Origin of the sequence: Desulfogranum mediterraneum DSM 13871, assembly GCF_000429965.1 — a bacterium.
GTDB lineage: Bacteria > Desulfobacterota > Desulfobulbia > Desulfobulbales > Desulfobulbaceae > Desulfogranum > Desulfogranum mediterraneum.
This window is the reverse complement of sequence record NZ_AUCW01000016.1, coordinates 21,785-45,948: the sequence shown is the minus strand read 5'-3', so window position 1 is coordinate 45,948 and position 24,164 is coordinate 21,785. Positions and strand designations below refer to the sequence as shown.

Annotated in this window: 21 protein-coding genes; 20 read left to right on the top strand and 1 reads right to left on the bottom strand. The window is 59.9% G+C overall.

What is annotated here, in order from left to right; all coding sequences use genetic code 11:
* Window positions 1–20: 20 nt before the first annotated feature.
* From G494_RS0108210 to lipA, 7 genes are all read left to right on the top strand, one after another.
* Window positions 21–464, top strand: a complete 444-nt coding sequence (locus G494_RS0108210; protein ID WP_028584145.1) for an Lrp/AsnC family transcriptional regulator — start codon at window positions 21–23, stop codon at window positions 462–464.
* Between the two features lie 50 nt (window positions 465–514).
* On the top strand, window positions 515–1,798 hold the full coding sequence (locus tag G494_RS0108205; protein ID WP_028584144.1) for an aminomethyltransferase family protein: 1,284 nt from the start codon (window positions 515–517) through the stop codon (window positions 1,796–1,798).
* A 78-nt stretch (window positions 1,799–1,876) separates the two neighbouring features.
* The gene (gene gcvH / locus G494_RS0108200; RefSeq protein ID WP_028584143.1) at window positions 1,877–2,272 is read left to right on the top strand and encodes a glycine cleavage system protein GcvH; all 396 of its coding nucleotides are present in this window, start codon (window positions 1,877–1,879) and stop codon (window positions 2,270–2,272) included.
* A 4-nt stretch (window positions 2,273–2,276) separates the two neighbouring features.
* On the top strand, window positions 2,277–3,614 hold the full coding sequence (gene gcvPA / locus G494_RS0108195) for an aminomethyl-transferring glycine dehydrogenase subunit GcvPA (protein WP_028584142.1): 1,338 nt from the start codon (window positions 2,277–2,279) through the stop codon (window positions 3,612–3,614).
* Window positions 3,611–5,086 carry an aminomethyl-transferring glycine dehydrogenase subunit GcvPB gene (gcvPB, locus tag G494_RS0108190; protein ID WP_028584141.1) on the top strand — a complete coding sequence of 492 codons (1,476 nt, stop codon included), beginning with the start codon at window positions 3,611–3,613 and terminating at the stop codon, window positions 5,084–5,086. The genes gcvPA and gcvPB overlap by 4 nt, the downstream gene beginning before the upstream one ends.
* Before the next feature lie 6 nt (window positions 5,087–5,092).
* On the top strand, window positions 5,093–5,782 hold the full coding sequence (gene lipB, locus G494_RS22535; RefSeq protein ID WP_051305530.1) for a lipoyl(octanoyl) transferase LipB: 690 nt from the start codon (window positions 5,093–5,095) through the stop codon (window positions 5,780–5,782).
* Window positions 5,783–5,784: 2 nt separating this feature from the next.
* Window positions 5,785–6,720, top strand: coding sequence for a lipoyl synthase (lipA, locus tag G494_RS22530; protein WP_051305529.1), 936 nt, complete (start codon window positions 5,785–5,787; stop codon window positions 6,718–6,720).
* A gap of 76 nt (window positions 6,721–6,796) precedes the next feature.
* On the opposite strand, the gene G494_RS22525 is transcribed toward lipA, so the two are convergent.
* Complete coding sequence (locus G494_RS22525; RefSeq protein ID WP_051305528.1) at window positions 6,797–9,271, bottom strand: bifunctional aconitate hydratase 2/2-methylisocitrate dehydratase; 2,475 nt, start codon at window positions 9,269–9,271, stop codon at window positions 6,797–6,799.
* A gap of 243 nt (window positions 9,272–9,514) precedes the next feature.
* Here G494_RS22525 and G494_RS22520 point away from each other — a divergent pair, with 243 nt between their 5' ends.
* The 13 genes from G494_RS22520 (at window position 9,515) to dsrJ (ending at window position 24,154) form a co-directional block, all read left to right on the top strand.
* Window positions 9,515–10,729: an MFS transporter gene (locus tag G494_RS22520; RefSeq protein WP_051305527.1), complete on the top strand. Its 1,215-nt coding sequence runs from the start codon at window positions 9,515–9,517 to the stop codon at window positions 10,727–10,729.
* 347 nt (window positions 10,730–11,076) lie between these two features.
* Window positions 11,077–13,161 carry an elongation factor G gene (fusA, locus tag G494_RS0108165; protein ID WP_028584140.1) on the top strand — a complete coding sequence of 695 codons (2,085 nt, stop codon included), beginning with the start codon at window positions 11,077–11,079 and terminating at the stop codon, window positions 13,159–13,161.
* 58 nt (window positions 13,162–13,219) lie between these two features.
* Complete coding sequence (locus G494_RS0108160; RefSeq protein ID WP_028584139.1) at window positions 13,220–13,915, top strand: hypothetical protein; 696 nt, start codon at window positions 13,220–13,222, stop codon at window positions 13,913–13,915.
* A 56-nt stretch (window positions 13,916–13,971) separates the two neighbouring features.
* Complete coding sequence (hisA, locus tag G494_RS0108155; protein WP_028584138.1) at window positions 13,972–14,739, top strand: phosphoribosylformimino-5-aminoimidazole carboxamide ribotide isomerase; 768 nt, start codon at window positions 13,972–13,974, stop codon at window positions 14,737–14,739.
* Window positions 14,723–14,905: a hypothetical protein gene (locus G494_RS0108150; protein WP_035245916.1), complete on the top strand. Its 183-nt coding sequence runs from the start codon at window positions 14,723–14,725 to the stop codon at window positions 14,903–14,905. The genes hisA and G494_RS0108150 overlap by 17 nt, the downstream gene beginning before the upstream one ends.
* A 137-nt stretch (window positions 14,906–15,042) precedes the next feature.
* Window positions 15,043–15,900 (top strand): HDOD domain-containing protein, encoded by an 858-nt coding sequence (locus G494_RS0108145; RefSeq protein ID WP_028584136.1) that lies wholly within the window; start codon window positions 15,043–15,045, stop codon window positions 15,898–15,900.
* A gap of 51 nt (window positions 15,901–15,951) precedes the next feature.
* Window positions 15,952–16,875 carry an MBL fold metallo-hydrolase gene (locus tag G494_RS0108140; RefSeq protein ID WP_028584135.1) on the top strand — a complete coding sequence of 308 codons (924 nt, stop codon included), beginning with the start codon at window positions 15,952–15,954 and terminating at the stop codon, window positions 16,873–16,875.
* Window positions 16,876–17,154: 279 nt separating this feature from the next.
* Window positions 17,155–17,772, top strand: a complete 618-nt coding sequence (gene yedF, locus G494_RS0108135) for a sulfurtransferase-like selenium metabolism protein YedF (protein WP_028584134.1) — start codon at window positions 17,155–17,157, stop codon at window positions 17,770–17,772.
* Window positions 17,773–18,065: 293 nt separating this feature from the next.
* Window positions 18,066–20,201 carry a carboxy terminal-processing peptidase gene (locus G494_RS22515; RefSeq protein ID WP_051305526.1) on the top strand — a complete coding sequence of 712 codons (2,136 nt, stop codon included), beginning with the start codon at window positions 18,066–18,068 and terminating at the stop codon, window positions 20,199–20,201.
* A gap of 211 nt (window positions 20,202–20,412) precedes the next feature.
* The gene (locus G494_RS0108120; RefSeq protein WP_028584132.1) at window positions 20,413–20,955 is read left to right on the top strand and encodes an RsbRD N-terminal domain-containing protein; all 543 of its coding nucleotides are present in this window, start codon (window positions 20,413–20,415) and stop codon (window positions 20,953–20,955) included.
* 116 nt (window positions 20,956–21,071) lie between these two features.
* Window positions 21,072–22,091 (top strand): sulfate reduction electron transfer complex DsrMKJOP subunit DsrM, encoded by a 1,020-nt coding sequence (gene dsrM / locus G494_RS0108115; protein WP_028584131.1) that lies wholly within the window; start codon window positions 21,072–21,074, stop codon window positions 22,089–22,091.
* A gap of 33 nt (window positions 22,092–22,124) precedes the next feature.
* Window positions 22,125–23,756: a sulfate reduction electron transfer complex DsrMKJOP subunit DsrK gene (gene dsrK / locus G494_RS0108110; RefSeq protein ID WP_028584130.1), complete on the top strand. Its 1,632-nt coding sequence runs from the start codon at window positions 22,125–22,127 to the stop codon at window positions 23,754–23,756.
* A gap of 26 nt (window positions 23,757–23,782) precedes the next feature.
* Window positions 23,783–24,154: a sulfate reduction electron transfer complex DsrMKJOP subunit DsrJ gene (gene dsrJ, locus G494_RS0108105; RefSeq protein WP_028584129.1), complete on the top strand. Its 372-nt coding sequence runs from the start codon at window positions 23,783–23,785 to the stop codon at window positions 24,152–24,154.
* Window positions 24,155–24,164: the final 10 nt, after the last annotated feature.

Here is a 24,164-nt window from a genome sequence, read left to right as displayed (position 1 = left end):
GCTGGACCCAGGGATTCTTCATGAAAATTGATGCCATAAATATTGCCATTATAAATCACCTCAAGGATGGGCGGGCCTCCTACAAGAAAATCGCCGACAAGCTCTCCTTGGCCGAGGGGACCGTCCGTTCCAGGATCAGGAAACTGATTGATGAGGGCATCCTCTCCATCAACGGCCTGGTCAACCCCGAGGCCCTGCCCGATCAACAGGTCGTCATGGTCGGGGTCCGGGTCAAGGACATGGATCTGGTCAAGAAGGGTGAGGAGTTCAGCAAACTCAAAAACGTGATCTCGGTCTGTGTGGTCACCGGTCGCTTCGACCTGATCGTCACGGTGATGCTCGACAATGTCTTTGGTCTGCTGGAATTTTTCACCGAAGAGGTGGCCACCATCGACAACATCGGCTCGGTGGAGACCTTTGTGGTCTACAAGAGTTTCAACCTCAAAGTCCCACTCCCGGGCTGAGCCAGGAACCGCGATCCATGGCCCGCCAACCTCAGAGTAAGGAGTCAGAGATGAAAACAACCCCCCTCCACAACTGGCACGTTGCCCAGGGTGCCAACATGGGCACCTTTGCCGCCTATGAGATGCCCCTCTGGTATCCTGCCGGGGCCAAGGCGGAACACCTGGCCGTGATCACCGCTGCCGGGCTGTTTGACACCAGCCACATGGCGGTACTCACCATCCAGGGCCCAGGGGCCCGTGCCCTGCTCCAACGCTGCCTGAGCAAGGACCTGGACACCTGTATCGGCAAGGATAAGACGCCCCTGGTGGCCGGCCGCTGTGTCTATGGGATCTTTCTCAGCCCCTTGGGCGGGGTCATCGACGATGCCATTGTCTACCAGTTTACGGCCACGCAGTTCATGCTGGTGGTCAACGCCGGCATGGGAGCCACCATCGCCGCCCATCTCCGTGAGTACAGCGGCGACGAGCAGGTCACGGTCGACGACCTCACCGACCAGGTGGGCAAGATGGACCTCCAGGGCCCGGCCGCAGGTCGCATCCTGGCCAAGATCATCAAGGATCCGGCCGCCCTGTTCCGGAAGATGATCTACTTCTCCTTCAAGGGCTCCTTTGACCAGGCTCGCCTGGCCACGGCCGAGATCACCCTCAAGGACGACACCCCGCTGATGGTCTCCCGCACCGGCTATACCGGCGAGTTCGGTTTTGAACTCTTTGTCGCCCCCGAGCATATCGCCAAGCTCTGGCAGCAGCTGCTGGAGGCTGGCCGGGACGAGGGTCTGATCAGCTGCGGCCTGGCTGCCCGGGACTCCCTCCGCTCAGGCGCCGGACTCCCCCTCTCCCACCAGGATATCGGCGACTGGCCCTTTACCAACAACCCCTGGCTGTTCACCCTGCCCTGGGATGCCGACGGCAGCGGCTTCAGCAAGGAGTTCATCGGCCGGGCCGGTTTGGAGCAGAGCAGTGAGAGCTCCTGGACCCTGCCCTTTGCCGGCTATGACCTGCGCAAGATCCCGCTGGGCAAAGAGAGCCGGGTCACCGATCTTGACGGCACCCCCATCGGTGTCCCCCTGACCTGCACCACAGACATGGCCATCGACCGGCTCGGAGAGACCATCGTCAGCCTGGCCACGCCGAGTTCAACGGGTCGGCCCGAGCCATTCTCCCCCCGGGGGCTCTGCTGCGGTTTTGTCAAGGTGAACAGCCCCTTGGCCGTCGGCAGCCAGGTGCTGCTCACCGACGGCAAACGTAAACTCAAGGTGGAGATCCGCAACGATATCCGACCGGACCGCACCGCCCGAAAACCCATCGCCCAGATGGTCTCCAGCCAGGAGTAAGCCAAAATCAGAGGGTCGCCCCTGGCCGGCGACCAGCCAGCCAACAAACAAAACAATCAACCACGCTGAGGAGAAACCATGAAAGAGTTACAGGAACTGCATCTGCCGGAGAATCTTGGCTACACCGAAGACCACGAATGGGCCCAGCTGACCGGCGACACCATTCGGGTGGGTGTCAGCGACTATGCCCAGGATCAGTTGGGTGACATCGTCTTTGTCGAACTGCCTGCAGTGGGCGACAGCTTCAACCGGGGCGACGAGTTCGGCACCCTGGAATCGGTCAAGGCGGTCTCGGAACTCTACCTGCCGGTCTCCGGCCAGGTGGTGGCCGTCAATCAGGAGCTGGAAGACGCCCCTGAACTGCTCAACGAAGATCCCTACTCCAACTGGATCCTGGAAATCAAGCCTGCGGCCGCCGAGGAGTATGACCAGCTGCTCACGGCTGCTGCCTACCTGGAACTCCTCCAAGGATAAGCCCATGCGATACCTCCCCCATACCCAGGAAGAAATCAGCGCCATGCTCCAGGTGACGGGCAACTCCAGCCTGGAGGATCTCTTTGCAACGATCCCGGATACGTGTCGGATGAGCGACCAGTGGGAGCAGCTGCCCGAAGCCCTGAGTGAATGGGAGTTGGACAGCCATATCCAGGCCCTGGCCGATACCATGGAGGTGGACCAGCGGGCCACGGTGCTGATCGGTGCCGGCAGTTACCACCACCATATCCCGGCTACGGTCAAGGCCCTGATGAGTCGTTCGGAATTCCTCACCGCCTACACCCCCTACCAGCCGGAGATGGCCCAGGGCACCCTCCAGGGCATCTTTGAGTACCAGACCCTCAGCGCCAGACTGCTGGGCATGGATGTGGTCAACGCCTCCATGTATGACGGCGCCTCGGCCCTGGCCGAGGCCATGCTCATGGGACTGCGGGTGGCCAAGAAGAAGCGCCGGGTGGCCATCTCCCAGGCCGTCCACCCCCACTACCGGGAGGTGGTCCGGGCCTACCTCAGGCCGACCCCCTATGAGCTGGTGGAACTGCCCCATGGGACAGACGGCCGCACCGACCTCTCGTCCCTGGCCGAGATCGAGGATCTGGCAGCCGTGGCCATCCAGTCGCCCAACTTTTTCGGGGTGATCGAGGATCTGGGCACGGCCGGGGAGGAGATCCATGGCCAGGGGGCCCTGTTCATCACCGCTTTTTCCGAGCCCCTGGCCTACGGCCTGCTCAAGAATCCCGGGGCCTGCGGGGCCGACATCGTCTGCGGCGAGGGCCAGAGCTTCGGCCTCTCCCGCAGCTTCGGCGGCCCGGGACTGGGCATGTTCGGCTGTCGCCAGCCCTTTACCCGTAACCTGCCCGGCCGCCTGGTGGGTGAGACCCGGGATCTGGACGGCAAACGGGGCTATGTCCTCACCCTGGCCACCAGGGAGCAACATATCCGTCGGGACAAGGCCACCTCCAATATCTGCTCCAACCAGGGCATCTGCGCCATGACCGCCGGGATGTATATGGCCTCCCTGGGGGGCACCGGCCTGCAGGAGCTGGCCCGGCTCAACTATGACAAGAGTCACTACCTGATGGCGGCCCTGCAGGAACGCGGGGCACGCTGCTGCTTCAGCGCCCCCTTCTTCAACGAATTTGTGGTGGAGTTCCCCACCGAGTTCAAGGCCGCCCACCAGCGGCTGCTGGCCAAAAATATCGTTGCCGGGATCGACCTGGGACGCTGGTATCCTGAAATGAGTGGTCGCTACCTCTTTGGAGTCACCGAGACGGTCTCCCGAGAGGTCATGGACACCATAGCCAATGAGGTGCAATCATGAACCATTCCATCGCCACCAGCGGCCTGATCCTGGACGAACCCCTGCTCTGGGAAAAGGGCAAGAAGGGACGCCGGGGCATGTCCATCCCCTCAAGTGATGTCCCGGCAGCAGCCTTGGACCCGAATCTGCTGGGGGAAGCGGTCGATTTCCCTGACCTGAGCGAGATCGATGTGGTCCGCCACTACACCAGGCTCTCCCAGTGGAACTTCGGGGTAGACACCGGGATGTACCCCCTGGGCTCCTGTACCATGAAGTACAATCCCAAGACCAACGAGCAGCAGGCCGCCAACCCGGCCATCGCCGCGGCCCACCCCATGCTGGCAGATGAACAGAGCCAGGGCGTACTCCGCCTGCTCTTTGAGCTCCAGCAGCTCCTGGCCCTGATCACCGGCCTGGACGCGGTCTCGCTCCAGCCGGCGGCAGGCGCCCATGGTGAACTCACCGGGATGCTGATCTTCAACGCCTACCATGATAGCAGGGGCTCCAAACGGACCAAGATCCTGATCCCGGATACAGCCCACGGCACCAACCCGGCCTCGGCCGCGCTCTGCGGCTACCGCTCCATCCCGGTCAAATCCGATGAGCACGGCATGCTCAGGGCCGAGAGCGTGGCCGCACTGATGGATGAGGAGACCGCCGGGATCATGCTGACCAATCCCAACACCCTGGGACTGTTTGAGCAGGAGGTGCGGGAGATCGCCGCCATCGTCCATGCCAAGGGCGGTCTGGTCTACGGCGACGGGGCCAACATGAATGCCGCCTTGGGGATCATGGATGCCAAGAGATGCGGGGTGGACGTGCTCCACCTCAACCTCCACAAGACCTTTTCCACCCCCCACGGCGGCGGCGGCCCCGGTGCCGGCCCGGTCTGTGTCACCAGCGAGCTGGAACCCTTTCTGCCGGTGCCCCGGGTGATCCACGACGGCGAGTGCTTTCGGCTGGAAGAGGAGCAGCCCCTCTCTGTGGGGCGGGTCCATGCCTTCCACGGCAACTTCGGAGTACTGGTGCGGGCCTACAGCTACATCCTCTCCATGGGCAGGGAGCTGAAGAGAGCCAGTCAGCTGGCGGTGCTCAATGCCAACTATATCAAGGAGCGGCTCAAGGGCGACTTTCACCTGCCCTATGACCAGCCCTGCATGCACGAGTGTGTCTTCAGCGACAAGCTCCAGCAGGAGTACAAGGTCAGCACCCTGGATATGGCCAAACGCTTAATCGATTGCGGCTTTCATCCGCCCACCATCTACTTCCCGCTGGTGGTCCACGGGGCCCTGATGATCGAGCCCACCGAGACCGAGTGCAAGGAGGAGATCGACCAGTTCATCGCTGCCCTCAAACATATCGCCCAAGAGGCCAGGGAGCAGCCGGAACTCCTCCGGGCCGCTCCCCAGCGGACCAAGGTCAGACGGCTGGACGAGGTCCAGGCCGCGCGCTGTCCCTGCCTCATCGGCGCGGTCGCCCAGCCCGGGGAGTAACAACAGATGGAGGCAGCCTGGTGTGATCTGGAGCAGATGGAGTACGACCGTGCCTACTCCCTGCAGACCCGCCTGGTGGAGCTCTGCCGCCGCCGGCGGCAGTCGGTCTTTATCCTCAACGTGGAGCACCCCCGGGTCTTTACCCTGGGCCGCAGGGGCGGTCGGGAGCACCTGATGGTCAGCCCCGAACGCCTGGAGGCAGAGGGGATCCAGCTGGTCCAGATAGAGCGGGGCGGCGAGATCACCTATCATGGCCCCGGCCAACTGGTGCTCTACCCGATCTTCCACCTCCGCAGCCTGGGACTGTCGGTCTCCGCCTATGTGGAGCTCCTGGAAGAGGTGATGCTGCGCACGGCCGCCGACCATGGGATCAGGGCCTGCCGTGATCCACGCAACCACGGCGTCTGGGTGGGTGACGACAAGCTGGGCAGCATCGGCATCGCCATCCGTCATGGGGTGACCTTCCATGGCCTGGCCCTCAACGTCAACACCGAGCTGACCCCCTTTGGCTGGATCAATCCCTGCGGCCTGACCAACACCCGGATGACCTCCTTTGCCTGCCAGGGACAAGCACCGGAGCCCAGGGAGGTGCAGCAGCGGCTGAACCACCACCTGGCCGCGCTGCTCAACCTTACCCTCACCCCAACCCCCTTAACCACCCTGGAGGCCGCCTTGGAGGCGGCCCGGAAAGACTGATCATGGATACCCCTCCCCCCCCTGAGAAGAACCATAAGCCTGAGGCCCCTGCCAGGCCGAGAAAACCCAAGTGGCTCAAACGCAGGCTGCCCACCGGCCCCACCTATGAACGAATCCGCGGCCTAGTCAAGGAGAGCCAGCTGGCCACGGTCTGCCAGGAGGCCATGTGCCCCAACCAGTTTGAATGCTACGGCAAGGGTACCGCCACCTTCATGATCCTGGGCCATGCCTGCAGCCGAAACTGTCGCTTCTGTGCGGTCAGCCACGGCCCCTCGGGGCCGCCCGATCCCGAGGAACCCCGACGACTGGCCCAGGCCGTGGCAAGCATGGGACTGCACTATGCGGTGATCACCTCGGTGACCCGGGATGACCTGGCCGACGGCGGGGCCAACCACTTTGCCCGGACCATCCAGGCCATCCGCCAACACTCCCCCGGGGTCAGAATCGAGGTCCTGATCCCCGACCTCCAGGGCGATGAACAGGCCTTGGAGACCATTGTCCGGGCCGGGCCCGATGTGCTCAACCACAACCTGGAAACCGTGGCCCGCCTCTATCCCCTGGTCCGGCCCCAGGCCATCTATAGACGCTCCCTGGAGCTGCTGGCCCGGGTCAAGGCCATGGACCCGGCCATGATCACCAAGTCAGGCCTGATGGTGGGGCTGGGAGAGAGCGCTGCAGAGCTGCACCAGGCCTTTGCAGACCTGCTGGCAGCCCACTGCGACCTCCTCACCCTGGGCCAGTACCTCCAGCCTTCAAAAGAGCACCTGGAGGTGGTCCGCTACCTGCCTCCCGAGGAGTTCGCGCTCCTCAAGGCCCGGGCCCTGGAGCTGGGCTTTGGTGGAGTGGCGGCCGACCCCTTTGTCCGCAGCTCCTACCAGGCCGAGGAGCTCTATAGCCTGGCCAGAGAGCGGGCCAGCGGGTCGGCTCAGCACCGCTGAAGGCAACTCGGAGCTAGACATAGAAAAGGGCGCCTGAAAAGGCGTCCTTTTTTGGTTAACCGCTGGATAAGCCCAATTAAACCGTGGTCACCCCCTTCTGCTCAAGAAAACGGAAGTACTCCTCCACCGTGGGCAGCTTGCCTGCCAGACCGCTGATGGCGGTGAGTTCGGCTGAGCCCAGGAAGACCCGGGCCCCGTCACCGAGACGGTTATCAAAGTTGCGGGTGGAGGTGGAGATCACCGTGGAACCGGGACGGACCCGGGCCTGGTTGCCCATACAGAGGCTGCAGCCCGGGATCTCCACCCGGCCGCCCACCTGGGCATAGACACTCAGCCCCCCCTCCTCCCGCAGACGGTCCCGCTCCATCCGGGTGGCCGGCGCCACCCAGACCCGGGCCGCGGCATAGGGCTCGTTGCGAAACAGCCGGACCGCCTGACGGTGATGCCCCAGATGGGTCATGCAGGAACCGATGAAGGCCTCATCCACCGGGGTGCCGGCCACCTCCTCCAGCAAGCGGACATCGTCCGGGTCATTGGGACAGGCCAGGATGGGCTGACTGAGCCGGTCCAGATCGATCTCCACCACTGCCTTGTAGGAGGCCCCCTCATCGGCCCTGAGCAGGTGGGGAGCGGCCAGCCAAGCCTCCAGCGCCTCCACCCTGCGGGCCAGGGCCTCCCGGGCCTGATAACCCTCGGCGATCAGCTCGCGGAGCAGGGCCACATTCTTTTCCACCTGGGCCACCACGGCCTCCAGGGGCAGGGCCAGGGTACAGGCGGCGGCACTGCGTTCTGCCGAGGCATCGGCCAGCTCAAAGGCCTCCTCCACCCCCAGGTCGTCGATGCCCTCGATCTCCAGGATAGTACCGGCAAAGACGTTCTTCTTGTTCTTCTTCTCCACGCTGAGCAAGCCCTCCTGGATGGCCTGATAGGGGATGGCGTTGACCATGTCCCGGACCGTGATCCCGGGGCGGCGGCGGCCGCGGAAGCGGACCAGCACCGACTCGGGCATCTCCAGGGGCATGAAGCCCAGGGCTGCGGCAAAGGCCACCAGGCCGGAGCCTGCCGGAAAGGAGATCCCCAAGGGAAAGCGGGTGTGGGAGTCCCCGCCGGTGCCAACGGTATCGGGCACCAGCATCTTGTTGAGCCAGGAGTGGATCACCCCGTCTCCGGGCTTGAGCGCCACCCCGCCGCACTCCACGGTGGTCTCGGTCATGGTCTGCCAGCGCCCCGGATCCGAGGCCTTGGGATAGGCGGCGGTATGGCAGAAGGACTGCATCACCAGCTCGGCCTTGAAGCGCAGACAGGCCAGCTCGGCGATCTCCTGCATGGTCATGGGACCGGTGGTATCCTGGGAGCCCACCGTGGTCATGGCCGGCTCGCAGACCGTGCCCGGCACCACCCCGGCCACTCCGCAGGCCCGACCGATCATCTTCTGGGCCAGGGTATAGGGCTGATCCGCCGGAGGTTCCGGGTTGCTGACCTCGGCAAAGACCGCAGGCGCCGGCAGCTCCAGGGCCTCAGCTGCCCAACGACTCAGGTTGCGGCCGATGATCAGGTTCAAGCGTCCCCCGGCCCGATACTCATCCAGGAGGGTGGCCGGCGGCGGCTGGAGGCTGATGGTGCTGCCGTCGAGCCGGGTCAGGGTCCAGCCATGGGGGTCGAGGATCAACTCCTCGCCGCTCTCCAGGCCGCCGAGATCGCACTCCACCGGCAGCATCCCGGCATCCCGGGCCGTGGCATAGAAGATGGGGGCAATGGTACTGCCCAGGATCACGCCGCCTCGCTTCTTGTTGGGAATAAAGGGCACCTCTTCGCCGATATGCCAGGCCATGGAGTTGATGGCCGACTTGCGGGAGGAGCCGGTGCCGACCACGTCTCCGCCAAAGGCCACCCGCTCTCCCTGGGCACGGTAGCGGCTTATGGCAGCGATCCCCTCCGGGAAGCGGCTGTGGCCGAAGAAGGTGGCGTGCAGGGGGATATCTGCCCGGGACTGGGCCTGGTTGCCGGGGGAGAAGTCATCGGTGTTGATCTCGCCGCGGACCAGATAGGCCCGCAGCCGGAGCTCTGCCGGCAGGGGTGGCCTGCTGGTGAACCACTCGGCCCGGGCCCAGGACTCCAGCACCCCCCGGGCATGGGAGTTGTGTTGGCCCAGGCTGACCACCTCCTGGAAGGCATCATAGACCTTGATCAGCCCCTTCAGGGCCTCGGCAGCCGCAGCAGCCACCTCCTCCACCTGGAGCAGCCTGATCAGGGCGCTGACATTATAGCCGCCCTCCATGGTGGCCAACAGCTCCACCGCCGCCTCCCTGGAGAGCAGTGCGATCCTGCACTCCCCCAGGGCCACCTGTTCCAGCCAGGCCGCCTTGACCTGTGCCGCCTTACTGACCCCCGGCTCCACCCGATCCCGGAGCAGTTCCAGCAGCCGGGCCTGGTCCTGATCCTCTGCCGGTAACAGGGCGGTAATCTCTCTGACCTGCTCGGCAGTGAGCGGCAGTGGAGGCAGGCCCTGGGTACGACGTTCTTCTGCGGCCACGGTATACTGTTCAAGCATGAGCTACTCCTTATCTGATCAATCAAATGAATACGCGACTATCACCGGCTAAGATTAGCAGATTTCAATTAAGTTGGCGTCTGTTTTTCGCATACCAGCCATGGTTTCCGGCCCTGCTGGGAACGATTCCCAGCCACAGCCGGTTACATGGGGGTGATTTCCGTTGAACTTTCCCTGAAGAGATATAGGTTAACTGGAAACTTTTACATCCCTTTTAACCACCTCAGAACCAAAAAACCTCCCATGAAACCGTCTCAGACCACCGTTAGCGAGGACAAGGATCGCTTCCAGCTGGGCAGGGTCCTTACCCTCTCGATCTGCCACTTCATCCACGATGCCTACACCAGCTTCCTGGCCCCCCTCTTGCCCCTGCTCATCGAAAAACTCTCCATGTCCCTGACCCAGGCCGGACTCCTGACCACCGTCATGCAGATCCCGGCCCTGCTCAACCCCTACCTGGGCAGTCTGGCAGACAAGGTCTCGGTCCGCTACTTCATTATCTTTGCCCCCGGGGTGACCGCCATCTGCATGAGCCTGATCGGGGTGGCCCCCAACTACGCCACCCTGGTGCTGCTCTTCTTTATCGCCGGAATCAGCGTGGCCTTGTTCCACGTGCCGGCACCGGTCCTGATCTATCGCTACTCCGGGATGCGCAAGGGTCTGGGCATGAGTTTTTTCATGACCGGCGGCGAGCTGGCCCGTACCCTGGGGCCGCTGGTGGCCATTGGCGCGGTTTCGCTGCTGGGCCTGGAAAACATCGCCCCCCTGATGGTGGTGGGCATCGCTGCCTCCCTGCTGCTCTACTTCCGCTTCCAGCATGTGCCGGTAGCCAAGAGGGCCAACCACTCGGCCACGATGAAGGATGCCTGGCAGGAGAGCCGCCATATCTTCCGGCCCCTGGGTGCGATCCTCTTTTTCCGCGGTTTCATGCACGCCTCGGGTGCCACCTTTCTCCCCACCTTTGTCAACGAGTACACCGGCAGCCTCTGGCTGGCAGGAATCAGCCTGACGGTCTACGAGAGCGCCGGGGTGCTCGGGGCCATGAGCTGCGGCCACCTCAGCGACCGCTTCGGCCGGCGCAGGCTGCTCCTGCTCACCCTGCTCTCGGCTCCTCCCTTTCTCTTTGCCTTTGTCCTCTTAAACGGCTTCTACTGGCTCCAGCTGATCACCCTCTTTGGCCTGGGCTTCACCCTGCTCTCCACCACCCCGGTGATGCTGGCCATGGTCCAGGAACATGCCCCGGACCATCCGGCCACGGCCAACGGTTTTTTCATGATGATCTCCTTTCTGGCCCGCTCCGCGGTGGTGGTGCTGGTCGGGGCCATCGCCGATCTCATCGGCCTGGGCAACACCTACCTCTTCAGCGCTGCCCTGGGCCTGGGAGCCATCCCCTTTATCCTGAGCCTGCCCGGAGAGGTGCAGCGCCTTAAGGAAGAACCAGCGGAGGAACCGGCCTGAAACACCCCTGCCAAGGAGGGCAAGGGCCGAACCAGGACCATGCTAAGCGGTCAATCTAGCGGCAAAAACCACACTTCAAAAATAAATCTTTACATAAAGAAACGCATCGGGTAAAGTCGTTCCTTTTTACCAATTCTGAACACAGACGTACTTGCTCAACCATTGAATACACATAACTCATGGTAGTCAGTCGTTATTTTTCGGGGTTGCCTCCTAACCCTGCAGACTACTTTCGACGTATGTACTAAGGAGTTGCAGAACCGCTGTAACTCCTTTTTTTTTATTTACTGTAGCATTTACAAGAATAATTCCCAAGCGGCCTGAAAGCAGCAACCGAGGAACGCGTAATGAAGAAAGATTTAGCAAAAGTCCGTAACATTGGAATCAGTGCCCACATTGATTCAGGAAAGACCACTCTGACCGAGCGTATCCTGTTCTATACGCAGCGAATCCATGCCATCCACGAAGTGCGCGGCAAGGATGGCGTCGGTGCTACCATGGATTCCATGGAACTGGAAAAGGAACGCGGTATCACCATCCAGTCTGCGGCCACCTACTGCTCCTGGAAAGATCATGATATCAACATCATCGACACCCCAGGTCACGTCGACTTCACCATCGAGGTAGAGCGCGCCCTCCGGGTCCTTGACGGCGCGGTACTGATCCTCTGCTCCGTGGGCGGGGTCCAGTCCCAGTCCATTACCGTCAACCGCCAGATGACCCGCTACAAGGTGCCCAGGATCGCCTTTATCAACAAGTGTGACCGCACCGGGGCCAACCCCTACCGGGTCACCGGCCAGCTCCGCGACAAGCTGGACCTGAACGCCATCATGATCCAGCTCCCCATCGGCCTGGAAAACGACCTGGAGGGTATGATCGACCTGGTCACCATGAAGGCGGTCTACTTTGACGGCGAGCAGGGCGACGAGATCCGGATCGAAGAGATCCCGGCCCACCTCCGCGACGACGCAGACGAGAAGCGCGAAGAGCTGCTCGACGCAGTCTCCATGTTCTCCGATGACTTGATGGAGGCCATGCTCGAAGAGGAAGAGATTCCCGAAGAGATGATCCACGAGGCCATCCGTAAGGGAACCCTGAGCCTGGAGCTCACCCCGGTAATGATCGGTTCTGCCTACAAGAACAAGGGTGTCCAGCTGCTCCTGGATGCGGTCAACTCCTATCTGCCCTGCCCCACGGATATCGAGAACATCGCCCTGGACCTGGACAAGGAAGAAGAAGAGATCCCGGTCTCCAACGATCCCGAGGACAAGCTGGTGGCCCTGGCCTTCAAGCTGGAGGACGGCCGCTATGGTCAGCTGACCTATATCCGGACCTATCAGGGCACCATCAACAAGGGTGACTCCATGATCAACAGCCGTACCGGCAAGAAGGTCAAGATCGGCCGACTGGTACGGATGCATGCCGACGAGATGGAAGAGATCGACCATGCAGGCTCCGGTGACATCATCGCCCTGTTCGGGATCGACTGTGCCTCCGGAGACACCTTCTGTAACGACGGCCTCAACTGGTCCATGAGCTCCATGCATGTGCCGGCCCCGGTTATCTCCCTGGCCATCAACCCGGTGGACAACAAGGCCCAGGTCAACATGTCCAAGGCCCTGAACCGCTTCACCAAGGAAGACCCCACCTTCAAGACCTATGTGGACCACGAGACCAACGAGACCATCATCTCGGGCATGGGCGAACTCCACCTGGAGGTCTACATCGAACGGATGAAGCGGGAGTACAAGGCCGAGGTGGAGATCGGTGCACCCCAGGTGGCCTACCGGGAGACCATCCTCCAGCGGGCCGACTTCGACTACACCCACAAGAAACAGACTGGTGGTTCCGGTCAGTATGGTCGGGTTGCCGGTTACCTGGAGCCCATCGAAGAGAGTGATTACGAATTTGTTGACGAGATCGTCGGTGGTGTCATTCCCCGCGAATTTATCAGTTCCTGTGATAAAGGCTTTAAGAAATCCCTGGCCAAGGGTACACTGACCGGATCACCCATCACCGGCATCAAGGCGGTGATCAATGATGGTAGCTTCCATGCTGTCGATTCCTCGGACGTGGCCTTCCAGCAGGCGGCCGTAGGTGCCTTCAGACAGGGCTTTGCCAAGGCCAACCCTGTGATCATGGAACCCATCATGAAAGTGGCCGTGGAAGGACCTTCTGAGTTTCAGGGTTCGGTCATGGGCAGTCTCAACCAGCGACGCGGTGTGATCATCGGTACCTTTGAAGAGGGCAACTACACCGTGGTCGAGGCAGAGATCCCGCTCTCTGAAATGTTTGGCTACTCCACAACCCTTCGTTCCCTTACCCAGGGCAAGGCGGAATTCACCATGGAATTCTCCACCTACAAGCAGGTGCCCAAGAGCGTGAGCGAAGAGTTGATTAAGGCGTACGAGGCACAGAAGAAAGACGCGTAAACTTTCTGGACACCAACCTTGATGTGCAACAAAGATTTAACCTTGATGAGGTAACATTATGGGATACGAACAACTGGTAAGCCAGAATCCGGTCCAGTCGCTGTCCATGGGCGACAAGAAAAACCAACTGGGCCTGGTCATGGCCCGCGCAGGCCTGGGCAAGACAGCACTGCTCGTCCAGATCGCCCTTGACTCTATTCTTCGTGGCAACAAAGTCATCCACGTGAGCATCGGAGAGTCCATCGACAAGACCCGGCTCTGGTACGATGACATTCTCAAGTTGATCATCGAGGAACAAAAGCTGGAGAATGCCACAGAGCTGATGGAGATGGTCGCCCGCAATCGGATGATCATGACCTTCAAAGAATCCGCCTTCAGCAGGCCCCGCCTGGAAGAGCGACTCAATGACCTGGTGCTCCAGAACATCTTTCAGCCCTGCTGCCTGGTGGTGGATGGTTTTGATTTTGAAAACTCGGACCGGCCCATGCTGGAAGACATCAAGGACCTGAGCGAGAGCATGAGCCTCCAGGCCTGGTTCTCCGCGATCAGCCACCGGGGCGACGACCGTTTCTCTCCCACAGGGGTACCGGCACCCTGCCACGAGGTCGACGACCTCTTTGACACCGTGATTCTGCTCAAGCCGGAATCCGATGCCACCATTCAGCTGGATGTTATCCGTAACTCCGGCGAGTTGGTGGAGACCGGCAACGGCCTCAGCCTGGACCCCACCACCATGCTGGTTAAAAAAAGCTGAAAACCGGCCAAGGTGGCCGTCTCCCGGAGACGGCCACCCCCCTCCGGCTCCCTCCTATGCGCTTTCGCCCCTGCATCGACCTCCATCAAGGCAAGGTCAAACAGATCGTCGGCTCAACCCTGTCCGACGACAACCAGGCCGCCCTGCAAGTCAACTTCTCCTCCAGCCAGCCCCCAGCCTTTTATGCCGGGATGTACCGCCGGGATCAACTCCGCGGCGGCCATGTGATCATGCTTGGCCCGGGCAGCGAAGAAGCGGCCCAGGAGGCCCTGGAGGCCTGGCCTGGCGGCCTCCAGGTCGGCGGCGGCATCTGCATCGACAATGCCCGCCAGTGGCTGGATCTGGGCGCCTCCCACATCATCGTCACCTCCTGGGTCTTTCACAACGGCATCCTGGATCAAGAACGGCTGGCGCAGTTGGTCCGGCTGGTCGGCAGAGAACGGCTGGTCCTGGATCTGAGTTGCCGCAGGCAAGGGGAACACTACTATGTGGTCACCGACCGCTGGCAGCGTTTCACCAGCCTGGAGGTCAACGCTGAAGTGCTCACCGGACTGGCCGACTCCTGCGCCGAATTTCTGGTCCACGCCGTGGATGTGGAAGGCAAGGGCATGGGCCTTGACCCTGAGCTCCTGGAACTCCTGGCCTCCCATAGCCCCATCCCCACCACCTATGCCGGCGGCATCGCCTCCATGGCTGATATCCGGCTGATTCAATCCGCCGGTCAGGGGCGGATCGACTATACCGTGGGCTCAGCCCTGGACATCTTCGGAGGCACCGGCCTGGGATATCAACAGCTGGTCGATCTCCATGAGCACACCCCCTGAAGCCGGCGGCGAGCAAGAGCTGGCCGAGATCAAACTGTTCGTCCCTCCCCATCTCTATCGCGCCTTCCAGCGTTGTCTCTGGATCCAGGTCCATGAAACCGGCAAGAGCCGGCTGGAGATCATGGAAGCCTTGGTCCACGACTTCCTCTGCAAGCATAACTGCTGACGAATCTCCGGAAAACGAGGAGTTTCCTTGACCAGGAATTCCAGGTTATTTAGTATACAGCAGAGAATCCACATTTTTGAAAGCAGTTAGATCAGAGGATGACGCCATCCCCCCCTTTCCTCGGTTATAGATATTCCATGAGCAGCAGGGACAAGAGAATAAAGAAAATTCAAGACGTTGTCAGCAAGATGCCCAGCCTGTCCACCACGGTGAGCAAGGTGCTGGAGATCTGCAGCCGGCCGGATACCGCGCCCAACGATCTCAACAAGGTCATCTCCCTGGATCCGGTCCTCACCGGTCAGGTCCTGAAGCTGATCAACTCGGCCTACTACTCGCTGATGAACAAGGTCACCTCGCTGACCAGGGCCATCATCATGCTGGGCCTGAATACCGTCAAGAACCTGGCCCTGTCCACGGCGGTCATCCGCTGCGTTGGTCAGGCCAAGAAGTCCAAGGCCCTGCCCATCAAGCACTTTTGGGCTCACTCCATCGGCGTGGGGGTCATGGCCAAGCTACTGGCCGCCGAACGGGGGGTGGACATGGGAGAACGGGAGGAGTACTTCGTGGCCGGGCTGCTCCACGACCTGGGCAAGATCCCCTTTGGCGACGAGTACACCGAGGTGGTCCGGATGACCCGCAGGCAGCAGACCTCCCTGATCCAGGTGGAACAGGAGATCCTGGACATCGACCACGAAGAGGTAGGGCAGATGATTGCGGAGAAATGGAAACTCAACAGCGCCCTCACCGATGCCATCTGTCACCACCATACCCCCCAGGAGGCGGCCCCGGAAAACCAGGCCCTGGTCGCCACCGTGGCCCTGGCAGACTTCTACACCTGCCTCTTTGATATCGGCAATGCCGGCAATCGCTTTCCTGACGAATCCCAACTCCCCACCCTCCTGGCCTTGACCGGCCTGGAGTGGAAAACCATCAGCGGTTTATCCGAACTCGTCGAACAGGAGATCACCAGGGCCGAGGTCTTTCTCCAGGTCTAGGCATTTCGCTTCCAGCAGCTATCACGCTTCCCTCAACCAGTGGGCTAACAAATGATTCAGGTTAAATTCTGGGGTGTTCGCGGCTCCATCCCCTGTCCCGGGCCAAACACCATGAAGTACGGTGGTAATACCGCCTGCATCGAGCTCCGTTTCCCGGAAGTGAATCGCCATATCATCATCGATGCCGGCTCCGGCATCCGTGAACTGGCCAACTCCATGCTCAAGAACGACCTGCCCAAGGGCCCCATCTCCACCGAGATCTACCTCAGCCACACCCACTGGGATCATATCATGGGCTTTCCCTTCTTTGTGCCGGCCTATATTCCCGGAACCACCATCAAGGTCTACGGTCCGGTAACCTACGAGGATGAGCCCCTGGAGGCGGTGGTCGGCGGCCAGATGAAATATCGCTACTTCCCGGTGAACATGGGGGACCTGGCCGGCAACATCGAGTACCACCGCCTCAAGGAAGACCCCCACATCGATCTGGGGGACGGCATCATCCTCTCCACGGCGATCATCAACCATCCCATCACCGCCCTGGGCTACCGTTTCAGCTTCAGGGATGCGGTCTTTTGTACGGCCTATGACACCGAACCCTACCGCAACCTCTTTATCACCGATCCGGAGCATCCCGACTACGACGAGCTGATGGCCTACGAGGGTGAACAGGCGGCCCGGGAACAGAACCTCCTGCTGGAGCAGTTCTTTGCCGGAGCCGACCTCCTGGTCCATGACGCCCAATACACCCAAGAGGAGTATGAGAACGGCAAGATCGGCTGGGGACACACCTCGATTGAGTCGGCCATTGAGGCCGCCAAACGGGCCGGGGTCAAACAGCTGGCCCTGTTCCACCATGACCCGGAACGCAGCGACAGCCAGCTGGACCAGATGAGCGAGAGCTACTGCCAGGGGGAAAACGGACGGAACATGGAACTCTTCTTTGCCCGGGAGGGGCAGGAGATCATTCTCTGAGCCCCCTGACAATACCTTCCTGAGCCGGCCCTGCCCCGGGGCTCATTCGCCGGACCTGGGGGCATCGTTGCGCCGGGGTCAGGCCGCGGCTCATCCTCCTGGATTGCAAAAAACAGGCCGCAGACCTATAGTTGATACCAGGGTCGTTGCCTTTTCCACCGTTTTTTGAGTATTCTTTTTTAGTATAACGCCGAGATTGGCCCGAGAGGTATTCAGGAGTATCCTTGGATACCATAGGTATTGAAAACCAGGCACCGGCTAACCGATAAGGACCACACCATGAGTAGTGTACATCTTGACTGCCTCGACCTGCCCTGCCCCAAGCCGGTACTGAAAACCAAACAAGCCTTTGACCAGGGTGCCACGGAAATCAGCGTGCTTCTGGACAACGAGTCCTCCATGCACAACGTCTCCAGATTCGGCCGTAATCAAGGCTGCAGCGTGGAGGTCAGCAACCAGGATGACGGCACCTTCCTGCTGACCATCACGGCCCCGGCTGAGGGACCAACAGCGGCCCCCCTTGCCGAGGAGGAGTATCAGTGCCAACTCCCCCCAAAGCAGGGGCTCATCTATGTGATCGCCGCCGACACCATGGGTCGCGGCGACGACGAGCTGGGCTGGGCCCTGCTCCAGACCTTTGTTCAGACCATCAAGGAGGTGGAACCGCTTCCGGAGAAGATCCTGTTCTACAATGGTGGGGTCAAGTTGGTCACCGAGGGCTCCGGAGCCCTGGAGGCCCTGCTGGCCCTACAACAGCTCCAGGTGGAGATCCTGGTCTGCGGAACCTGTCTTGATTTCTACGGGCTCAAATCCGCCATCAAGGTGGGCCAGATTTCCAACATGTACGATATCATGAGTGCCATGGCCGAGTCCTCCCAGGTCATCAGTCCCCACTGATGACCGACCGACCATGCCTGTTGCCACCTCTTTTTCCAGGCCGTCCCCGGGCTGTAGCCGGAACCTTGCCGGGCTCTCCCCCGGGGTATGCCCCTCTGGCCGGCTCCTCTCTGCAGGGGTCAGCTCGGGCACTCCCTCTGACCCTGCGCTCTGCGACGCCATGATCCACAGCCCAGGGATAGCCGGAATGGTTATCCCGGCTGCCGGCCGCAGGCTCCACCCACAGCGCCCTCAGCTGCAACCAATTTATTCGGGTCATCATCCCGGCTAAATACAGCCCCATAGAGAATCCCATGCCTCGATTCACTCCCCCCATCGCCTGCCTACTCCTGCTCCTCACCCTGCTGGTTCCCTCTGGCTGGGCCAAGGTCTTTCCCGTTGAGTTCAACGCCAGCCGCAACCAGATCATTGCCTACATCCTCAGTCATCAACTGCCGGCTCAACACTTCTCCCACGAGCCCTTTGACAACAGCCTCTCCCAGGCGGCATTTCAGCTCTACATCCGCCAGCTCGATCCCCGCAAACGCTTTCTGATCCAGTCTGATGTGGACCAGCTGGGTGCCTTTGCCGACCATATTGACGATGAGCTCAAACGGGGCCGCATCGTCCTGGCCGATGCCGGGGCCGAACTGCTCAATGACCGGATCCGCAAGGTCCAGGGGTTCATCGATCCCCTGATAGCCGAGGGCTTTGATTTCAACCAGGCCGAGTACCTGGAGGTGGACCCGGAGAAGGTCGAGTATGTCGCCGATCTGGCCGCTCTTAAAGAGCGCTGGCGCAAGACCCTGCAGCTGCAGATCCTGGACACCTACTTTGACACCCTGGATGCCGAGAAGAAGAAGGCCAAGGCAAAGGAGCCGGCGGCAGCCAAGAAGAGCAGCCCGCCGGTCAAGACCCGGGAGCAGCGGCTGGCTGCGGCCGCCGATAAGGTGCAGAGCCGAACCCATCGCGTCCTGAAGCGGCTCCTCCAACAGAGCCGTCAGGACCATTACAATCGTTATTTTGATGCGGTGGCCCGTGCCTTTGACCCCCATACCAACTATATGCCGCCCACCTCCAAGGAAGATTTCAACATCCACATGAGCGGCTCCCTGGAGGGTATCGGCGCCCTGTTGCGGGAAGATGACGGCATGATCAAGGTGGTCCGGATCATCCCTGGCAGTGCAGCAGAACGCCAGGGTCAACTCCAGGGTGAGGATACCATCCTGGCGGTATCGGAAAAGGACGGGGATCCGGTGGAAATCAGCGATATGCGCATCCGGGAGGCGGTCAGTTACATCAGAGGCCCCAAGGGCAGTGAGGTCCGGCTGACGGTCCAAAAACCCGATGGTTCACGCCTGGTCATCCCCATCATCCGTGACGTGGTCCAGATTGAAGAGACCTATGTCAAATCCACCATCCTTCCGGCTGAGGATCGGGCAAAGATCGGCTACCTCCGCATTCCCAGTTTTTATCGGGACTTTGCCGCCACCTCCAACGGTAAAAAGGGGCGCAACGTCACCGACGATACCCGGCGCGAGCTGGAAAGGCTGAACCAGGACAAGATCGACGGCCTGATCCTGGACCTGCGCAACAACGGCGGCGGTGCCCTCACCGATGCAGTCTATATCTCCGGTCTGTTCCTGCCCGGAGGACCGGTGGTTCAGGTCAAAAATTCACAGGGAATGATCAGGGTCCTGGAAGACGAGGACAGCGGGGTGGTCTATGATGGCCCCCTGATCGTCCTGGTCAACCAGTTCAGCGCCTCGGCCTCGGAGATTCTGGCCGCAGCACTCCAGGATTACGGCCGGGCCCTGGTCATCGGCGGCAAGCATACCCATGGCAAGGGCACAGTCCAGGCCCTGCTGGACATGAACCGCAACCTGCCCCTGCTCCAACTGAAGAAGTATGATGATCTGGGGGCGCTCAAACTGACCATCCAGAAATTTTACCGGATCAACGGCGGCTCCACCCAGTTCAAGGGGGTGGAACCGGATCTGGTGGTCCCCTCGATGCTCGATTACCTGGAAAGCGGTGAACAGTACATGGACAACTCCCTGCCCTGGGATCAGGTCGAGGACGTGGGCTATGAGCAGTGGCAGGGGGCACGATTTGAGCGCGACCCAGCCAGGCGGCAGGGCCTCGGCTGGGTGCAATCCAGTAAAAAATTCCAGCAGATTCGCCAGGAGGCCGACAGGGCAAAAGATCGGCAGGAAAACACCCGGGTGGCCATCTCCCTGGAGGGGATGAGAGGGGAGCGCGAGGCGCTGGAGGCGACCCGCAAAAAAGCCCGTGAGGCCGGGCTCATGGACGACGCTGCCGACGACGACAGCGAGCGCAGGGAACGCCCACTGAGCGAGCAATTGGACGACGATCCCTTTGTCCAAATATCGCTGTATTTATTGGAAAACAGCGCAATTACAGGGCAGGTACTCAGCGAATCGCCGTAATTTTTACCTTGAAATCACCTGCTAATCATGATAGAGCATGTGCTGCATGAATCATCATTCATTTTCCTGCGCGAATTATGCCCTCCATCAGTGATATGGGCTTGAGCCAGGGGCTGTCGTTCTAAAGACAGTCCTTTCAAGCATAACGCCGTCGCTGATTTGACTATGCGCAGGGGTACCCTGGCCTGGTCCAGCACTGGCAGCGAATATCATGGAATTAACAGAGGCTCTTCAGCATAAGCAAAAAGATATCCACGCGCTCTGGCTCGATAGAACGCTGAACAGTTACGTTTCGCCGGGTTTTTTCAAGAAGGCGAAGGATCCCTTTGCCAACCCCGTCGGGGTCAACATCAGCAAGGCCCTGGAGTCGATCTTCAGCCTGCTGGTGGCCAGGGCAGAACAGAGCGAATTCTCCCAACCTCTGGATCAAATCATCCGCATCCGTGCGGTCCAGGATTTTACTCCGGCCCAGGCAGTAGCACCGCTACTGGAGCTGAAATGGGTCATCAAGGAGATTTTCAAAAAGAACGATAAGACCAGGGATCTGCTGAGTCAACTGGATAATTTCGATTGCGAGATTGACCGGGTGGCCCTGGCAGGGTTCGATATCTACACCGAATGCCGGGAACAGCTGCATCGCTGCCGGATTCGTGAACTGAAAAGCGGCAGCCATCTGATCACCGATGGCGGTTGTCCTTCCCGTCTGCTGGACAAAGAGACGGCGTTGGCAGACAATAAGCAGTCAGACAAGTAAACACCTCATACGTGTGACCGGCCGGATGGTTACAGCAACGTCACCTGTAACCCTGTAGTTCGGCTTTTGTTATAACTTTTAAGTTATATTTAACTTGAAATGCGAAGGAGTGATCGATGAAGTACGCCTTCCCGCTCGCGGCAGTGGTTGCCTTGGTGCTGATAGCGCTAATCGGTGTGCAGATACCAGGAATGCAATACTTTTTCGGTGTTGTGATTCCCTATCTGGCAATGGCGCTGTTCCTCGGAGGGTTTTGCTACAGGATTATCAGCTGGGCAAAATCACCTGTTCCCTTTAAAATTCCGACCACCTGCGGTCAGGGCTATTCTCTGCCCTGGATCAAGCAGGACAAGTTGGAAGCGCCCGTGAACACCTCTCAGGTGGTGGCGAGGATGTTTTTAGAAATATTCCTCTTCCGCTCTCTCTGGCGTAACACAAAAGCGACCGTCTATGACGGTCCCAAACTGACCTATGAGTCCAGCAAATGGCTCTGGCTGTTTGGTATTCTCTTCCACTACAGCTTCCTGCTGGTGGTTATTCGTCACATGCGCCTGTTCCTTGATCCTGTTCCATTTCTGGTTTCCTTTGTCGAAGTCGGAGACTCCCTGCTGCAGATCGGCGCACCGACCATGTACATGACCGATGTCACCCTGGTCCTTGGTCTGCTCTTCCTCTTTGGCCGTCGCCTGGTTAACCCCCATGTGCGCTACATCTCCCTGGCCAATGACTACTTTCCGCTGTTCCTGATCTTTGGGGTCGCGACCACCGGAATCCTGATGCGCTTCTACCTGAGAAGCGATGTCGACATCAACGCCATCAAGCAGCTCGCCGTTGGCCTGGTGACCCTTCATCCTACCATCACCGCCGAGATCAGTGCTCTGTTTTACGCGCATCTCTTCCTGGTCTGTGCGCTGCTGGCCTACTTCCCCTTCAGCAAGCTGATGCACATGGGCGGCGTCTTCATGAGCCCCACCCGCAACATGGCCAACGACACCCGGATGAAACGTCACGTCAACCCATGGAACCCCACCATCAAGCCGCACTCCTATGCCGGCTACGAGGATGAGTTCCGTGCAGATATGGTTGAGCAGGGTATTCCCGTTGAGAAAGAGTTGCCGCCGAAAACCGACGAGTAAGCTCGACAAAATATAGAGTAAAAGGATAACGCAATGGCAGTAGTAAAGGTAGATAAATTGGCACGAAGCGTTGCCGAGGGACCCTCGTTGATGACGGGCGCCTTTCCGACCAAGGACTGGATGGAAGTGCCTGCGGTTTTCAAACCTGGCAACTATGCGTACCCCACAAAACCGGAAAAGCTGGAGTATCTGAACAGCCAGCAGGGAGTGAGCTTCCCCAATGCCCGTGAGTGGAATCCGGAAGACGAAGACTGGAAGCTCCCGGACAACTGGAAAGACATCATCATCCAGGGATTAGCCGAGCGCCTTGATAAGTTCCGCAGCCTGAAGATCTTCATGGATTGCTGTGTCCGCTGCGGGGCCTGCGCCGACAAATGTCACTTCTTCCTGGGCACCGGTGATCCCAAGAACATGCCGGTCCTGCGGGCGGAGCTGCTCCGTTCGGTATACCGGGAAAACTTCACCCTGGCAGGTAAGATCCTGGGTAAGCTGGCCGGTGGTCGCGAGATGACCGTGGGCGTACTCAAAGAGTGGTTCATGTACGCCTACCAGTGTACCGAGTGTCGGCGCTGTTCCGTATTCTGTCCCTACGGGATCGACACCGCCGAGATCACCATGATGCTCCGTGAGCTGCTTCACCTCCTGGGTATCGGGATCAACTGGGCCATGGAACCGGTGGCCAACTCCAACCGCACCGGTAACCACATGGGACTGACCCCACAGGCCTTCAAGGGCAACGTGGACTTCCTCTGTGAAGATATCGAGAATCTTACCGGTGTCACCGTTAACCCGACCTTTAACCGTAAGGGTGCCGAAGTCCTCTTCATCACCCCCTCGGCAGACGTCTTTGCCGAGCCCGGTATCTTCACCTGCATGGGCTACCTGCTCCTCTTCGAGGCCATCGGTCTGGACTATACCTGGTCCACCTATGCCTCCGAGGGTGGTAACTTCGGCCTGTTCACCTCCAACGAGATGATGAAGAAGCTCAACGCCAAGATGTATGCCGAGGCCGAGCGGTTGGGTGTCAAGTGGATCCTGGGCGGTGAGTGTGGTCACATGTGGCGGGTGGTGCATCAGTACATGGATACCATGAACGGCCCTGCCGACTTCATGGATATCCCCAAGTCACCCATCACCGGCACGGTCTTCGAGAATGCTGCCACCTCCAAGATGGTTCATATCTCAGAATTCACCGCTGACCTGATCAAACATGGCAAGGTGAAATTTGACAAGAGCCGCAACGCCCATGTCAAGGCGACCTTCCACGACTCCTGTAACCCTGCACGGGCCATGGGACTGCTGGACGAGCCCCGCTACATCCTCGACCATGTGGTTGACGGTTGGGTCGAGATGCCTGAGAATACCATTCGCGAGAAGACCTTCTGCTGTGGTTCCGGTACAGCCCTGAACACCGACGAGATCATGGAGATCAGGATGCGTTCCGGCCTGCCTCGTGCTAATGCGGTGAAGTATGTCCATGACAAACATGATGTAAACACCCTTGGTTGTGTTTGCGCCATTGACCGAGCTACCCTCACCACCCTGGTAGATTACTGGGTTCCCGGAGTACAGGTAGCCGGATTGAGCGAACTTGTTGGTAACGCATTGGTTATCGAAGGCGAACAACGACAGGAACTGGATGAAGGTCTGCGGACCTTGGTCTAAATCCCGGTTGAAATGGAGGAATAACAATGTATGACAGTGGTAAAATCATTCCGGGACTGATCATTTTTGTCCTGTTTATCACGATACCCATCTGGTACAACCACGGTGACGCAGGCGATGCACCCAAGCCTGAGCTGCCCAAGGATGCCAAGAATTGCGTCCTTCCGGTTGAAGATATACGCGCAAACCATATGCAGCTCCTCAACACCTGGCGTGACGAGGTGCTGCGTGACGGTGAACGAGGCAGCTTTGAGCTGGATGGAAAACAGTATCAGAAAAGTTTGATGTTAACATGCATGGAGTGTCACACCAGTAAGAAGAAGTTCTGTGATACCTGTCATGATTACGCTTCTGTTAAGCCATACTGCTGGGACTGTCACATAGCTCCGGTAGAGTGAACGGCAAAGA